Source organism: Bradyrhizobium sp. WBOS08 (genome assembly GCF_024585125.1).
In the GTDB taxonomy this organism is placed as follows: Bacteria; Pseudomonadota; Alphaproteobacteria; order Rhizobiales; family Xanthobacteraceae; genus Bradyrhizobium; species Bradyrhizobium japonicum_B.
In genome coordinates this window covers 130420-144792 of record NZ_CP028988.1, presented here as the reverse complement: position 1 = coordinate 144792, position 14373 = coordinate 130420, and the positions used below count along the sequence as shown (strand labels likewise).

14 protein-coding genes and 1 pseudogene are annotated in these 14373 nt (G+C 65.6%); 9 read left to right on the top strand and 6 right to left on the bottom strand.

Annotation, left to right across the window (positions count from 1 at the left end):
• Window positions 1-34 precede the first annotated feature (34 nt).
• Together ftsH and DCM80_RS00720 are read left to right on the top strand one after the other, a co-directional pair.
• Window positions 35-1879 (top strand): ATP-dependent zinc metalloprotease FtsH, encoded by a 1845-nt coding sequence (gene ftsH / locus DCM80_RS00725; RefSeq protein WP_257195277.1) that lies wholly within the window; start codon window positions 35-37, stop codon window positions 1877-1879.
• 219 nt (window positions 1880-2098) lie between these two features.
• Window positions 2099-2320 carry a hypothetical protein gene (locus tag DCM80_RS00720; protein WP_257195276.1) on the top strand — a complete coding sequence of 74 codons (222 nt, stop codon included), beginning with the start codon at window positions 2099-2101 and terminating at the stop codon, window positions 2318-2320.
• Window positions 2321-2342: 22 nt separating this feature from the next.
• Here the strand turns inward: DCM80_RS00720 and DCM80_RS31270 are convergent, their stop codons facing one another.
• The 3 genes and pseudogenes from DCM80_RS31270 to DCM80_RS00705 form a co-directional block, all read right to left on the bottom strand.
• Window positions 2343-3668: an HAD-IC family P-type ATPase gene (locus DCM80_RS31270; protein ID WP_337993406.1), complete on the bottom strand. Its 1326-nt coding sequence runs from the start codon at window positions 3666-3668 to the stop codon at window positions 2343-2345.
• A pseudogene (locus DCM80_RS00710) lies at window positions 3635-4834 on the bottom strand (HAD-IC family P-type ATPase); the annotation flags it as partial. The gene DCM80_RS31270 and the pseudogene DCM80_RS00710, both read right to left, overlap by 34 nt.
• A gap of 187 nt (window positions 4835-5021) precedes the next feature.
• A complete protein-coding gene (locus DCM80_RS00705; protein ID WP_306594627.1) occupies window positions 5022-5690 on the bottom strand; it encodes a hypothetical protein in 669 nt (222 codons plus the stop codon).
• A 33-nt stretch (window positions 5691-5723) separates the two neighbouring features.
• Here DCM80_RS00705 and DCM80_RS00700 point away from each other — a divergent pair, with 33 nt between their 5' ends.
• From DCM80_RS00700 to DCM80_RS00690, 3 genes are read left to right on the top strand one after another with little or no spacing between them, the layout of a single operon-like run.
• Entirely contained in the window at window positions 5724-7070 is a 1347-nt protein-coding gene (locus tag DCM80_RS00700) for a hypothetical protein (RefSeq protein WP_257195275.1), read from the top strand.
• A gap of 12 nt (window positions 7071-7082) precedes the next feature.
• Window positions 7083-7592: a DUF2249 domain-containing protein gene (locus tag DCM80_RS00695; protein WP_257195274.1), complete on the top strand. Its 510-nt coding sequence runs from the start codon at window positions 7083-7085 to the stop codon at window positions 7590-7592.
• The gene (locus tag DCM80_RS00690; protein WP_257195273.1) at window positions 7589-7912 is read left to right on the top strand and encodes a metal-sulfur cluster assembly factor; all 324 of its coding nucleotides are present in this window, start codon (window positions 7589-7591) and stop codon (window positions 7910-7912) included. The genes DCM80_RS00695 and DCM80_RS00690 overlap by 4 nt, the downstream gene beginning before the upstream one ends.
• Window positions 7913-7925: 13 nt before the next feature.
• Here DCM80_RS00690 and DCM80_RS00685 read toward each other — a convergent pair whose 3' ends face one another.
• Both DCM80_RS00685 and DCM80_RS00680 read right to left on the bottom strand, forming a co-directional pair.
• The gene (locus DCM80_RS00685; RefSeq protein ID WP_257195272.1) at window positions 7926-8516 is read right to left on the bottom strand and encodes a UbiX family flavin prenyltransferase; all 591 of its coding nucleotides are present in this window, start codon (window positions 8514-8516) and stop codon (window positions 7926-7928) included.
• A complete protein-coding gene (locus DCM80_RS00680) occupies window positions 8513-10042 on the bottom strand; it encodes a UbiD family decarboxylase (protein ID WP_257195271.1) in 1530 nt (509 codons plus the stop codon). The genes DCM80_RS00685 and DCM80_RS00680 overlap by 4 nt, the downstream gene beginning before the upstream one ends.
• Before the next feature lie 100 nt (window positions 10043-10142).
• Here DCM80_RS00680 and DCM80_RS00675 point away from each other — a divergent pair, with 100 nt between their 5' ends.
• The 4 genes from DCM80_RS00675 (at window position 10143) to DCM80_RS00660 (ending at window position 13586) form a co-directional block, all read left to right on the top strand.
• Window positions 10143-10688, top strand: a complete 546-nt coding sequence (locus DCM80_RS00675; protein WP_257195270.1) for an SCP2 domain-containing protein — start codon at window positions 10143-10145, stop codon at window positions 10686-10688.
• Window positions 10688-11665, top strand: coding sequence for a peptidase U32 family protein (locus DCM80_RS00670; protein ID WP_257198112.1), 978 nt, complete (start codon window positions 10688-10690; stop codon window positions 11663-11665). Before DCM80_RS00675 ends, DCM80_RS00670 begins: the two co-directional genes overlap by 1 nt.
• Window positions 11666-11705: 40 nt before the next feature.
• Window positions 11706-12650 carry a U32 family peptidase gene (locus DCM80_RS00665; RefSeq protein WP_257195268.1) on the top strand — a complete coding sequence of 315 codons (945 nt, stop codon included), beginning with the start codon at window positions 11706-11708 and terminating at the stop codon, window positions 12648-12650.
• 78 nt (window positions 12651-12728) lie between these two features.
• Complete coding sequence (locus DCM80_RS00660) at window positions 12729-13586, top strand: SDR family oxidoreductase (protein WP_257195267.1); 858 nt, start codon at window positions 12729-12731, stop codon at window positions 13584-13586.
• 219 nt (window positions 13587-13805) lie between these two features.
• Here DCM80_RS00660 and DCM80_RS00655 read toward each other — a convergent pair whose 3' ends face one another.
• Window positions 13806-14321, bottom strand: a complete 516-nt coding sequence (locus tag DCM80_RS00655) for a ferritin-like domain-containing protein (protein ID WP_257195266.1) — start codon at window positions 14319-14321, stop codon at window positions 13806-13808.
• Window positions 14322-14373 lie beyond the last annotated feature (52 nt).

The following is a 14373-nucleotide window of genomic DNA, read 5'->3' as shown; positions in this document are numbered from 1 at the left end:
TCGCACCGCAGTCGACGGCGATGGGAGAAGCAGGGTGGAGTCCGATCGAGTTTCGCGGAAGCAGGGCATCGCAATGGCCGCCATCCTGGCGGGCGGCATGCTGCTCGCCATGCTGCAATTCGGCCTGTCGACCTACAATACGATCGAAACCATTCCCTACAGCCAATTCGAGCAGCTGCTCGCCCAGGACAAGATCGCCGAGGTCTCCGTCGGCCCGGATATGATTCAAGGAAAATTGAAGGAGCCGCTGCCGAGCGGCAAGTCCGCCTTCGTGACCGCGCGGGTCGATATGGCCCTGGCCGAGAAGCTCGCGGCAAAGGGCGCCAGCGTGACCGGCGTCCCCGGCGGCGGCGCGTTGCAGACCTTGCTGTCCTGGATCTTTCCGGTCATCGCCTTCTTCGTGATCTGGCTCTGGATCGGCCGTTCCATGGGCGGCGGCCAGGGCCTGGGCGGCCTGATGGCGATCGGCAAGTCCCGCGCGAAGGTTTACGTCGAGAAAGACATCAAGGTCACCTTCGCGGACGTCGCCGGCGTGGACGAGGCGAAGTTCGAGCTCCAGGAAGTGGTGTCGTTCCTCAGGGATCCCAAGAGCTATGGTCGCTTGGGCGCGCACGTTCCCAAGGGTATCCTGCTGGTCGGACCGCCGGGAACGGGAAAGACCCTGCTGGCCCGCGCGGTGGCGGGGGAGGCCGGCGTCCCGTTCTTCTCAATCTCCGGCTCGGAATTCGTGGAGATGTTCGTCGGCGTGGGCGCCGCGCGGGTTCGGGATCTGTTCGAGCAGGCCCGCAAGGCCGCACCATGCATCATCTTCGTCGACGAACTCGACGCACTCGGCCGCAGCCGCGGGCCGCTGTCGTTCGGCGGTTACGACGAGAAGGAGCAGACCCTCAACCAGCTGCTGTCCGAGCTCGACGGCTTCGATCCGAGCGCCGGCGTCATTCTGCTGGCGGCCACCAACCGCCCGGAGATCCTCGACCCCGCGCTGCTGCGTGCAGGTCGGTTCGACCGCCAGGTCCTGGTCGACCGGCCGGACAAGAACGGACGCGTTGCGATCCTGAAGGTGCATGCCCACAAGATCCGCATGAGCAGCGACGTCGACCTCGACAAGGTGGCGGGTCTCACGACCGGATTTACCGGGGCAGACCTTGCGAACCTGATCAACGAAGCCGCAATCGCGGCGACCAGGCGGAGCGGAGACGAGGTCACGTTCGACGATTTCGTCACGGCGATCGAGCGGATCGTGGCCGGCATCGAGAAGAAGAGCAGGGTGCTGAGCAAGGACGAACGGCGCAGGGTTGCCTATCACGAGATGGGCCATGCCCTCGTCGCGGCCAGCCTGCCCGGCGTCGACCCCGTGCAGAAGGTTTCGATCATCCCGCGCGGGATCGGTGCGCTGGGGTACACCATCCAGCGACCGACCGAGGACAGGTTCCTGCTGACCGTCGAGGAGCTGAAGAACCGCATTGCGGTGCTGATGGGCGGACGCGCATCGGAGCGCCTGATCTTCGACGGGGCGATCTCGACCGGCGCCGCCGACGATCTTCAACGCGCAACCGAGGTCGCGATCGAGATGGTGACCAAGTACGGCATGGACGAGACGGTGGGGCAACGCACTTACGCACCCAAGCCGCAAGCCTTTCTTGGCGCGGCCCAGGACAAGATCGTTGGCGCCGCCGAGGCGACCGGGCGCGAGATCGATCTCGCCGTCCGCAACCTGATCGAGGAGGGCGACCGCCGTGCTCGCGACATCCTCCAGCAGAGGCGGGCAGACCTCGATGCCGGCGTCGACCTGTTGATCGCAAACGAAACGGTTACGTCCGAGCAGTTTGCGCCATTGCGCGGCAAGCGCAGCGGCGAAAGCGAGCCGGTTGCCGCATGACGGCGCCGGGCGCCGGCAGCGCCCTGTCATGATACCGCTAGAAGAGGCGGGGCTTCGGGGGACCCGCTTGGTTTCCCAGGTTGATCCGGGTCAAGATTTGCCCCCGCAGACTCGCTATGATGCGGCTTTCCAGGTCGCTGCGGCCGCCCCCTCGGCCGCTCCCATTTTTCCGGGACAACGACGTCAACCGAGCCGCGTGTGGAACGCGGAAATGAGTTCATGCCCACATATTATTTCGACATGAAGGACGGCGTGCCCGTCCGCGATAGAGCCGGACTGGAGCTTGTCAGCGACGGGGCCGCCATCGCGCACGGTAAGGACCTGGCCGACCGGATACGCCGGGAGAAGCCGAACGGCCATCCCGAGCTTGAGGTCGTCATCATTGATGAGAGCGGCCGCGAAGTTCACCGCGAGCAGATCTATCCGGACGCGGTTCGGTGAGCCCCGTCTTCCTCTTGAGACGTTACGGATCCGAGATCGCCAGCCGCTTCGCGAGGCTTGCCGAGATCAGATAGGCCGCGGCGATGGCGATAATCGTCGCAAGCAGTCCCGCAGGCAGCGCGGTAAAGCCGAATGCGCCTCGCCATGGGCCGAGTGCAAGCGCCACGCCGGCAAGCAGGGCGCCCAAGGACGTGGCGATCAAGATGGCGTGCGGGCGGTTCGCGCGCCACGGCAGCTTGCGAGACCGGATCACGAAGATCACCAGGATCTGGGTCGCTATCGATTCCAGGAACCAGCCGGTTTGAAACATCGGCGCATCCGCATCGAACATCTTGAGAAGAACGGCAAAGGTGATCGCGTCGAACAGGGACGACACCATGCCCATGACGATGGTGAAGCGAAGGATGCTTGTCATGTCCCAGGATTCGGGCCGCGCAATGTCCTCGCGATCGACGTCATCGAAAGGGATGCCGATTTCGGAGAGATCGTAGATCAGATTGTTCAGCAGGATCTGCAGCGGCAGCAACGGCAGGAACGGAAGAACGATCGAGGCCAGGGCCATCGAAAGCATGTTGCCGAAATTCGAGCTCGTTCCCATCCGGACATATTTCAGGATGTTGGCAAACGTCCTGCGGCCTTCGCGCACGCCGGCCGCAAGCACGGACAGGTCCGGCGCCAGCAGGATCAGGTCGGCGGCCGCGCGGGCGACCTCGGTCGCGCCGGTGACGGATATGCCGACATGTGCGGCGTGGAGCGCGGGGGCGTCATTGACGCCGTCTCCCATGAAGCCGACGACGTGATTGCGGTGCCTGAGCGCGGCAATGATCCGCCGCTTCTGGTCGGGGTCGATCCGGGCAAACAGGTCGACATGGTCGACCCGGGCGATGAGCGCGCGGCATCGGTCAGCTCGGAGATCTCGGCGCCGGTCATGATCCGGTCCGCACTGAGGCCGACCGATCGGGCCACGTGCGCGACCACGGCGCCATGGTCGCCGGAAATGATCTTGATGGTGACGCCGAGCGAGCCGAGCGCCTTGATGGCTGCGGCCGCATCCTGCTTCGGCGGATCGGCGAAGGCACAGAAGCCGATCATGGTCAGATTGGTCTCGTCGCCGACGGCAATGGTCTGCTGCCCCACCGGAATGGACTTGATGGCGACGGCAAGAAGCCGGAAGCCGTCGCGGGCATAGCGCGCCTGGATGTCGGCCATCTTCCGTTGCCAGACGGCGTCGAGCGGATGAGCCAGACCATCGATTTCCACGGCCACGCAACGAGATAGAATGGATTCCGGAGCTCCTTTGGCAATCAGCGTCTGTTCGCCGTTGCGTCCGACCAGAACGGACAGGCATCGCCGTTCGAAGTCGAACGGGACTTCCGCAAGCCGGACCCAGCCGTTGTGATCGTCGCGGCTCGCCGACAGGATCGCGTCGTCGAGAGGGCTTCTGATGCCGGCCTGAAACGTGCTGTTGAGGCGCGCCAAGCTCAGAACGCGATCGCTGGCCCGATCCTCGGGATCGACATGCGCCTGCAGCGTGATCCGGGCTTCCGTGAGCGTGCCGGTCTTGTCGACGCAAAGCGTGTCCATCGCGCCCAGATCGTGAATTGCGGACAACCGCTTGACGATGACTTTCCGCTTCGCCATGCGCAGGGCGCCGCGGGCGAGGGTCACCGTCATCACCATCGGCAGCAGCTCGGGTGTCAAGCCGACGGCGAGCGCGATCGCGAACAGGAAGGACTCCATCGCGTTGCGCTGCGCGACGAGATGAGCCATCAGCACGAAGAGCGTGAGGAAGAGCGTCAGCCGCAGGATCAGGAGTCCGAGCCTGCGGACGCCTTGCTCGAGCGCGGTTGGCGGTGCGTTGGCGGCCATTGCCGAGGCGATCGCGCCGAAGCGCGTCCGGCCCCCGGTCGTCACGACCAACATCCTGCCGCTGCCACCGACGGTACTGGTTCCCGCGAACAGGGCATTGGTGGCGTCCGCCGGCAATGCAGCGGAGCAGGCCGCGTCGGTCTTGAAGGCCGGAAACGGCTCGCCCGTCATCAGGGCTTCATTGACCTGCAGATCCTGCGCATCGAGGACGATGCCGTCGGCCGGTATCAAATCGCCGATACGGAGCTTGACGACGTCCCCCGGGACCAGTGCCGTTACCGAAATCGTCGCATCCCTGCCGTCCCTGACGACGTCAGCCTGAATGGCGACCGATTCCCGCAACCTTTCGGCGGTGAGCTCGGCACGGTGCTCCTGAACGATATCGAGCGTGATGGAGAGGGACAGCACGGTGGCGATGATGGCAAAGCTGCCGATGTCGCCGCTCAAACCGGAGAGGAGCGCAGCCGCCAGCAGCATGGCGATCAGCGGATTCCACAGACGTTGGCCGAGCTTGCGCAGGGCCGACCGGCCCGGCGAGGCGTCGGCGCGGTTCGCGCCGTGGATCTTGAGCCGTCGGGCGGCTTCGCCCTGCGAGAGGCCGTCCGGGCCGGAGCCGAGCGCGCGGTAAAGCTCGGCCTTTGGCATTTGCCAGAACGCCTCGGCCAAAACCTTGGCCGGGCTGGATTGTTCGATCATGGAAGGGCTCGGCGGTCGCTGATATCCAGGCGAGGCCAAGGGTACGGGGCTGCTCGTTTCCCGGATTGATGCAACGCAATCAGATCTCGGACGGCGTCAGGAGGCGGACACCGGGAGCAAAGAGCCCCCGGCCGCATCATTTCTTCCGGCCGTTTCCCGACGGGGAAAATACCTGATTGGCGGGCGGCTGCCCGCCGGTCGGCACGGCGATGGCGATGAAGCTGCGGCCCATCGAGCTGTGACAGGCATTGCAGCCGTCGGTCAGCGCGCGCATGGAGCCGGCGAACTTGCGATCGTCGCCCGCCGCGATCGCGTCGGCGACCGCGAGCAGCGGCTCGTTCATCGTGGTCACGTTGGTGACGGGAATTGCAGGGTAGAAGATCGCCGCTTCGGCCAGGCTGTTCGTCAACTGGCGCAGCTCGTACGCGGCGAGATCCCAGTTTCTCGCCTTGCCCGCGTACCAAAGCTTGAGATGCTGAAGCTGCGCCATGCTCATGACTTGGGTGAGGCGAGGCGCATCCTGCTTTGCGTTCGGGGAGGGCTGGAAGCTGGACTGCGCAATCGCGGATGTGACCGCGCCCGCCGAGATCGCCAGCACCACACACCAATTCCTTAGCGTCATCCGACCACTCCTTGCCGATTGAACGTCTTGAATATCAGCGCCGCGGGCTGTGCTCTTGCGCTGCATCAATCCTTCCACGGCCCTGGCGTCGACGCCGGTCCCATTGTCGTGAATGGCGCCGGAGTTTGCGCCTCGACAAAGTGGTCGCGACTGCCGCCGCTTACCGTTTTCGAGCGCTGACATGGAAATTCATGTGCAGGCGTTGGGAAGCAGGCCGTGATCGGAACCAGCCTCTGTAGATGGGCCATCAGTTACTTCGCAGTCGCAATCGTGTGGTTGCTGCTCGCAGAAGCACTGATGGTGGTTGGGTTCGGTTTTCCGAACCACGATATCGGCGCTCCGGAAACGCTCGTCATCGTCCACATGGTCAGCATCGGCTGGTTGAGCACGGTGCTGTGCGGCGCGCTGTTCCAGTTCGTGCCGGTGCTGGTCGCAAGGCCGCTCTATGCTGAACGCTGGACACTGCCGGCTCTGGCACTATTGACGCTGGGGCTGATGGTCCTGCTCGCGGGCTTTCTGGCTCTTGGCGGGCACATCAACGGGCCGCCATGGTTGCTCCCCATTGGGGCCGGCCTGCTGATCGCCGGCCTCGCCCTGGTCGTTGCCAATCTCGGCATGACGCTGTGGTCGGCCCGTCCGCTGCCGCGGCCGGCGCGGTTCGTCGCAGGCGGGCTTGCCTGCATCTGCGTCACGGCGGCATTCGGCGGTCTGTTCTCGCTGGTGCTGTCCGGAACCGCCATCGGCCCGCAATGGCCGGAGCTGTTGGTCTCGGGCGTGCCGATCCACGCGCTCGCCGGCCTTGGCGGCTGGCTGACCTTCACGGCCATGGGCGTCAGCTATCGCCTGCTTGCGATGTTCATGCTCGCGCCCGACGGCGATGCGCGGCTCGGCCGTCTCGCCTGGTCTGCCGGCATCATTGCGCTGGCCGTCGGGCTTGTCGGCGGCGTGCTCGCACTTTGGCGCATGACGGGGCTGAAGCTGGCATTTCTGCTGGCAGGCGCAGCGGCGCTGCTGTCGCTGGCCGCCTACGGCCGCGACGTGCTCAGCCTGTACAGGAGCCGCAAACGCCGCGCGCTCGAGCTCAACACGCGCATGAGCCTCGTGGCGCTGGCGAGCCTCGTCGCCGTCGCGATCCTTGGCGCCGCTTGTCTTGCAACCGGCACCTTCTCGTCCCATGTCGGCGCGCTCGCCTTTCTCCTCGTGTTCGGCTGGCTCACGGGCCTCGTGCTCGCCAATCTCTACAAGATCGTGCCGTTCCTGACCTGGCTCGAAACCTATGGTCCGGTGATGGGCAGAGTGCCGACGCCCCGCGTCCAGGATCTCGTCGCCGAGCGCCGCGCATCGAAATGGTTCGTGCTGTTCTTTGCCGGAAGCTGGACGGCGACATTGATGCTCATAATCGACGCGCCACTCGGCTTCCGCATCGCCGTCGCGGCGGTGATGGTTGCGACGCTCGGCCTGAGCGAGGAGTTGATCAGGGCCCGGCGGCTTGCGGATGTGGCGGCGTCGCAACGCCTGCCGACAGGGGCAGCCGCGCCCCATCTCTTGGTCTCAAGAAACTGAAAGGAGACTGCAATGACCGAATTCATCGACGTCGATGTCCGGCCGATCCTGCGTGCAGGCGGCGAGCCGTTCTCGATCATCATGGCCACGCTCGAGCGGCTCGCGCCCGGGGAGGGGCTGCGGCTCTATGCTCCCTTCAAGCCGGTCCCTCTGTTCGACGTCATGGCGAGCAGGGGCTTTGCTCATCGGGCCGCCGAGCTCGAAGGCGGCGAATGGGAGATCCGCTTCATGCCGGACGATGGCTCGGTCGAGGCGGCTGAACCGGTCTTTGCTGCCTCAAGCGAGGGCGATTGGCCCGAGCCCGCGGTTCATCTCGACAATCGCGACCTCGATCCGCCCGAGCCGATGGTTCGGATTCTGGCTGCCCTGGAGCGGCTCGCGCCGGGCCAGACGCTGTCCGCCTTGCTCAGCCGTGAACCGGTCTTTCTGTTTCGGGAACTGACCAAGCGCGGCCATCAATGGCGCGGCGCCTTCACGCCGCAGAAGGATTCCTATCAGCTGACGGTGAGGGTGCAGCCATGACCATCAACAATGATGATCTCGTGGACCAGATCAGGCAGGCACTGAAGGTCGTGATCGATCCGGAGCTCGGCCATAACATCGTCGACCTCGGCTTCATCTATGACGTGTCGGTTGACGAAGGCGCCGCCCACATCACCATGACGGCAACGACACGCGGGTGCCCCGCGGCGTCCTTTCTCAAGGAGGGTGTCGCGAGCAGCGCGTGCCTCGTTCGGGGCGTCGAATCGGTCGACGTCACCATGACGTTCGAGCCGCCCTGGCATCCCTCGATGATCTCGCCGGGCGTCAGGTCATCGCTCGGCTTTGCCGAGGTGAATTGATCCGCCGCGCCGGCTATGCGCCTCCCGAGCCGGGCCAGACCTTTGCGGGTGCGCGAAGCTTTGTGAGGTCGAGCAGGTTGATCGCCCGGGCGGCGATCTGGTCGATCATCTCATCCAGCGACTGTGGCCTCAGATAGAAGGCTGGCATCGGCGGGGCAATGATCGCGCCGATCTCGGTTGCCTGCAGCATGCTGCGCAAATGGCCGAGATGCAGCGGGCTCTCGCGGACCAGCAGCACCAGCCGGCGCCGCTCCTTAAGCTGCACGTCGGCCGCGCGCGTCAGGAGGTTGTCGAGCTGCCCCCAGGCGATGGCCGAGAGCGTGCGGATCGAGCACGGCGCCACGATCATGCCCGCGACCGGATACGAGCCGCTGGCGATCGCAGCGCCGACGTCCGAGTGAAGATGATGGCGGAAGGCGAGCGCGCGCAGCCGCGCGAGCGCATTGCTGCCCACTTCCTCGCTCAGCGTCCGCTCGGCCGCGGGCGAGACCACGAGGTGCACCGCGTAGTGCGGATCGTCGGCCAGCAGCTCGACGATGCGCACGCCGATCGCGGCGCCCGAGGCGCCGCTGATGCCGACGACGATGCCTTGCCGCCCGCTCATGTCAGGACCGGCGCGCGCACGGGCATGCCGGAAAGGCCGAGACTCGCCCACATCGCATCGACACGTGCGACCACGGCGGGATCCATGGTCAGCGGAACGCCCCATTCGCGGTCCGTCTCCGGCGGCATCTTCGTGGTGGCATCGATGCCGAGCTTGCCGCCGAGCCCGGATTTGGGCGAGGCGAAATCGAGATAGTCGATCGGCGTGTCGGTGAGGGTCACGAGATCGCGCGAGGCGTCGCTGCGCGTCGAGACCGCCCACATCACGGCTTTCCAGTCGCGGACGTCGATGTCGTCGTCGACCACGATCAGGAGCTTGGTGTAGCTGAACTGCGGCAGCATCGACCACAGGCCCAGCATCAGCCGCCGTGCCTGGCCGGGATAGCGCTTCTTGATCGCCGCGACCGCGATGCGATAGGAGCACGCCTCCGGCGGCAACCAGCAGTCGGTCACTTCGGGGAATTGCTGTCGGATCAGCGGCACGAACAGGCGGTTGAGTGCCTCGCCGATCCGCGAAGGCTCGTCCGGCGGCCGGCCCGTGAAGGTCGAGAGATAGACCGGCTGCCGCCGGCTGGTGATCGCGGTCACGCGCATCACGGGGAATTCCTCGACGGAATTGTAGTACCCGGTGTGGTCGCCATAGGGACCCTCGGGCGCGGTCTCGGTCGCCGAGACCACGCCTTCGATGACGATCTCGGCATCGGCCGGGATCGCGAGCGGGACGGTGAGGCATGGCGCGAGATCGGGCCGTTCGCCGCGCAGGATTCCGGCGAAGCGAAGCTCCGACATGGTCTCGGGCAGCGGCAGCACCGCGGCCAGGATGGTGGCAGGATCGGCTCCGATGACGATCGCGACCGGCATGTCGCGGCCGATCGCCTTCCATTGCTGGTGATGCCGGGCGCCGCCGCGATGCGCGAGCCAGCGGATGATGGCGCGGTCGCGACCGAGCACCTGCATGCGGTAGACACCGACATTTTCCTCCTGGTCGGCCGTGGCGGAGTGCGGCGGCACGGTGATCACGAGCGGCCAGGTGATCAGCGGCGCCGGCTCCCCGGGCCAGCAGATCTGCACCGGCAATCTGGCGAGATCGATGTCGGGCCCCATCGCGACGCAATCCTGCACCGCTGCCGCAGCGCGCGTGCGCGGGCGCGTCGCCAGGGCGGCGCGGGCGAGCGGAAGCTTGCCGAAGGCGTCCCTGATGCTGTTCGGCGGTCGCGGCGCGCGCAGCTCGGCCATCAGCTCGCCAAGCTCTTCGAGGCGGTCGGGCGCAATCCCCATGCCCCACGCGATCCGCTCCACCGTTCCGAACAGATTGGTGAGGAGCGGCATCTCCGATGGCTCGCCGTCGGCCCTGACCGGCTGCTCGAACAATAATGCCGGTCCGTGTGCCCCCAGCACACGCCGGTGGATTTCGGTGATCTCGTGGACGACGGAGACCTTCTCGCGAATGCGTCGCAACTGTCCCCGGCTTTCGATGAAGCGCAGGAAGTCGGCCAGGTCGCGAAAGCGCGGCACATCACGTTGCAACTGAAGATGCTCCCAAAAATTCACAGCTAGCCGGCCTGTTTTTGGTCTTCATTGTTCCGGCTCAAATACAAGGGCGTGCAATCCGTCCAGATGTGGCGCCATGAATGATCCGTCCGCCGCATCGCCCGGCCCGTTGCCGACGATTCCGCCGCTCGTCGCACTGACGATGCGTCCGCTGCCCCTGCTGCCGTTGCAGCTCGTGCTCGGCGGTGTCCTGCGGCGCATCCACCGGCGTAACCCTGCGATATTCGACCGGCTCGGCGTGCACGCCCGCGCGCGGTTCGGCATCAAGCCGACCGATCTGCCCTTTGCCTTTGTGGTCGAGGCGAAGCCGCCACGCCTGTCCGTCGTGCGCGAGCTGCCGAAGGGCCTGGATGCGCGCATCTCGGCCTCGCTCGCCAATCTCCTGGCTCTGCTCGAGGGCAAGGTCGATGGCGATGCCTTGATGTTCTCGCGCGAACTCGTCATCGAGGGCGATGTCGAGGCGGTGCTGGCGCTGCGCAATGCGATCGACGACGCCCAGCTCGATCTCGCCGCCGAACTGTCCTCGCTGTTCGGCCCGCTGGGTGTGCCGGCGAGGCGCGCCTTCGAGGCCGCCCGCGGCCACGTGATCGGCTCATCGGGGCATAGCGAGCAATCGAGATGATGGAATTGATCTGTCCCGCCGGGACGCCGGCGGCGCTGAAGAGCGCCATCGATGCCGGTGCCGATGCGATCTATTGCGGCTTCAACGACGAGACCAACGCGCGCAACTTTCCGGGGCTGAACTTCAGCCGCGACGAGCTGCGCAAGGCAATCGCGCTCGCGCATGACCGCGGCGCCAAGATCCTGGTGGCCATCAACACCTTCCCGCGCGCCGCGGCCGTCGACATCTGGCATCGCGCGGTGGATGATGCTGTGAGTGCCGGCGCCGATGCGCTGATCCTCGCCGACATCGGATTGATGGACTACACGGCGCGGCGCCATCCAAACCAGCGTTTGCACGTCTCGGTCCAGGCCGCGGCCGCGAATCCGGATGCCATCGCCTTCTATGCCGAGAATTTCGGCGCGCGGCGCGTCGTGCTGCCGCGCGTCCTGAGCGTGCCGGAGATCGCCGAGATCACCCGGGAATCCGCCTGCGAGACCGAGGTCTTCGTGTTCGGCGGCCTCTGCGTGATGGCCGAGGGGCGTTGCTCGCTGTCCTCCTACGCCACCGGCAAGTCGCCGAACATGCAAGGTGTCTGCTCGCCGCCGAGCCATGTGACCTACGAACAGACCGCGGAGGGGACGAAGTCCAGCCTCGGCGGCTTCACCATCAACCGGTTCGGAACGAGCGAGCCCGCCGGCTATCCGACGCTGTGCAAGGGCCGTTTCTCGACCGCGCAGGGCGCCGGTTACATTTTCGAGGACCCCGTCAGCCTGGACGCCACGACGCTGCTCAGGGGCTTACGCGATGCCGGGGTCACCGCGCTCAAGATCGAGGGCCGCCAGCGCGGCCGCGCCTATGTCGAAAGCGTGGTGCGCCATTTCCGTCACGCGCTCGCGGCGCTCGAGAACGGCAGCGAGGCGGATATTGCGAGCCTGAAGCCGTTCACCGAAGGCCAGGCCTCCACGCTCGGCGCCTATCGCAAGACTTGGCGCTAAAGTCCTGGCGCTGATCTTTTGAATATGTGAGGTCCGGAAGATGCAACTCAGCCTCGGTCCAGTTCTGTACAATTGGGCGCCGGAACGCTGGCGCGACTTCTATTTCCGTATCGCCGATGAAGCGCCGGTCGATGTCGTATCGGTCGGCGAGATCGTCTGCTCGAAACGGTCGCCGTTCTACGCCGACCACATCCCGGCCGTGGTCGAGCGGCTGCAGAAGGCAGGCAAGCAGGTGCTGCTGGGCTCGCTGATCCTGGTTTCGCTGCGGCGCGAGCGCCGCCAGACCGAAGAGCTCGCTTCGGCCGAAGGCGCGCTGGTCGAGGTGAACGACCTGACCTGTCTCAGGGCGCTCGCAGGCCGGCCGCATGCCATCGGGCCCTTCGTCAACATCTACAACGAGGCGAGCGCGGCCTTTCACGCCGAGCATGGGGCGGGGCGCATCTGCCTGCCGCCCGAGTTGCCGCTGGCCTCGGTGGCGGCGATCGCGAAGGCCGTTCCCGATGTCACGATCGAGGTGTTCGCGTTCGGCAGGGTGCCGCTGGCGATCTCCGCCCGCTGCTATCATGCGCGCCTTCACAAGCTCGCCAAGGACAATTGCCGCTTCGTTTGCGAGAAGGATCCGGATGGTCTGCTCCTGAACACGCTGGAGCAGCAGGAGTTTCTGACCATCAACGGCGTGCAGACCCTGTCTCACACTTGCGCCAATCTGCTGGGCGAGGCCGAACTGTTGCGCCAGAGCAATGTCGGCTCGCTGCGCCTGTCGCCGCAGGATTGCGACATGGTCGCCGTCGCCAGGATTTTTCGCGACGTGCTCGACGGTCGCGACGATGTCGATGGCGGCAACCGCCGGCTTGCGGCGGCCTATCCTGGTGTGCCGTTCTCGAACGGGTTCCTGTGGGCAGAGCCAGGTCACCTCTATCGTCAGTCCCGATCAGGGGATGCGCAAGGTGCGGTGTCGCAGATCGGGGTCGTCTCACCCGGATAGGGCTACGGTCGTCCGGACCATCCCAGGAACAGTTTCGGCGGCGCTCCGTTAGCGCAGCGAGCTTCCCGGGAGTTGTCCATGACCGATTATCCAAAGCCTCCTTATCCACCGCGACAGCAACCGATGCCCGGTTCGACGCGGGCGATGCAGCCGCGGCCGGATCATGGCGAGGAGAGTTACAAGGGCGCCGGGCGTCTGGCCGGAAAGAAGGCGCTGATCACCGGCGGCGACAGCGGCATCGGCCGCGCGGTCGCGATCGCCTATGCGCGTGAAGGCGCCGACATCGTCATCTCTTATCTGAACGAGGACGAGGATGCGGCCGAGGTCAAGGCGCTGGTGGAGCGGGAGCGGCGCAAGGTCGTCCTGATCCCCGGCGATATCAGCAATCCCGATCACTGCCGCTCGATCGTGCGTCGCACCGTGGAGGAGCTCGGCGGCATCGATATCCTCGTCAACAACGCGGCGCACCAGGCCACGTTCAAGGACATCGCCGACATCAGCGACGAGGAATGGCAGCTCACGTTCGCGACCAACATCCACGCCATGTTCTACCTGACCAAGGCCGCCGTCCCGCACATGCGGCCGGGCGCTGCCATCATCAACACGGCGTCGGTGAACTCGGACATGCCGAACCCGACGCTGCTGGCTTACGCCACCACCAAGGGCGCCATCCAGAATTTCACCGGTGGGCTTGCCCAAATGTTGGCCGAGAAGGGTATTCGGGTCAACGCCGTTGCCCCGGGTCCGATCTGGACGCCGCTGATCCCGTCGACCATGCCCGAGGACAGTGTCAAGAACTTCGGCAAGCAGGTCCCGATGCAGCGCGCCGGCCAGCCGGCCGAGCTCGCAACCGCCTACGTCATGCTGGCCGATCCGCTTTCGAGCTACACCTCGGGAGCGACGCTCGCCGTCACCGGCGGGAAGCCGTTCATCTGACAGCATTTGGGCGAGGTAAGACGAGGTCTAGTCACGAAGTCGCGGTGCACTCCCTCTCCCGCTTGCGGGAGAGGGTCGGGGAGAGGGTGCATCCGCAATGGGACAATCCCTAGAGGAGAAAGCCCTCACCCGCGCCTTCGCGACCTCTCCCGCAAGCGGGAGAGGTGCCGGAGCCGCAGCAATCGATTCAACCAATCCAGTCGGCTTTGCAGCGCTTGCTCAGGCGGCGTCGGACGCCTTGGCGTTGACGCCCTTGCGCAGCGCCACCGTGTTCAGCTTGGTGTTGGCCGCCTTCTCCTCGTTCAGATTGGTCGTGAGGAAGCGCACGATGTCGTCGTGGCCGAGCTCTTCGGCCCAGGCGATTAACGTGCCGTAGCGGCATATTTCGTAATGCTCCACCGCTTGCGCGTTGGCGACGATCGCGGCGTCGAGCACGGCCTTGTCCTCGATCTCGCCGGCGGTCGCATCGGCTTCATCGATGAGGCCGTCGATGGCGGGACATTGCGTGCCGCTGGGCTGCTTGCCGAGCTTGGCGAATACCTTGTCGAGCCGTTCGACCTGCTTGTTGGTCTCGTCCAGATGCGCTTTCAGGCCTGCGGCGAGGTTCTTGTTGGTCGCCTTGTCGATCATCTTGGGCAGCGCTTTCAGGATCTGCTGCTCCGCGTAATAGATGTCCTGCAGCCCGTGCAGCAGCAGGTCTTCCATCGATTTGATGTCCTTGGTGAAGAAACCCATAAAAGACGCTCCTTTTCACAATGATGGCAGTGGAACGCTCTACGGCGGCAGC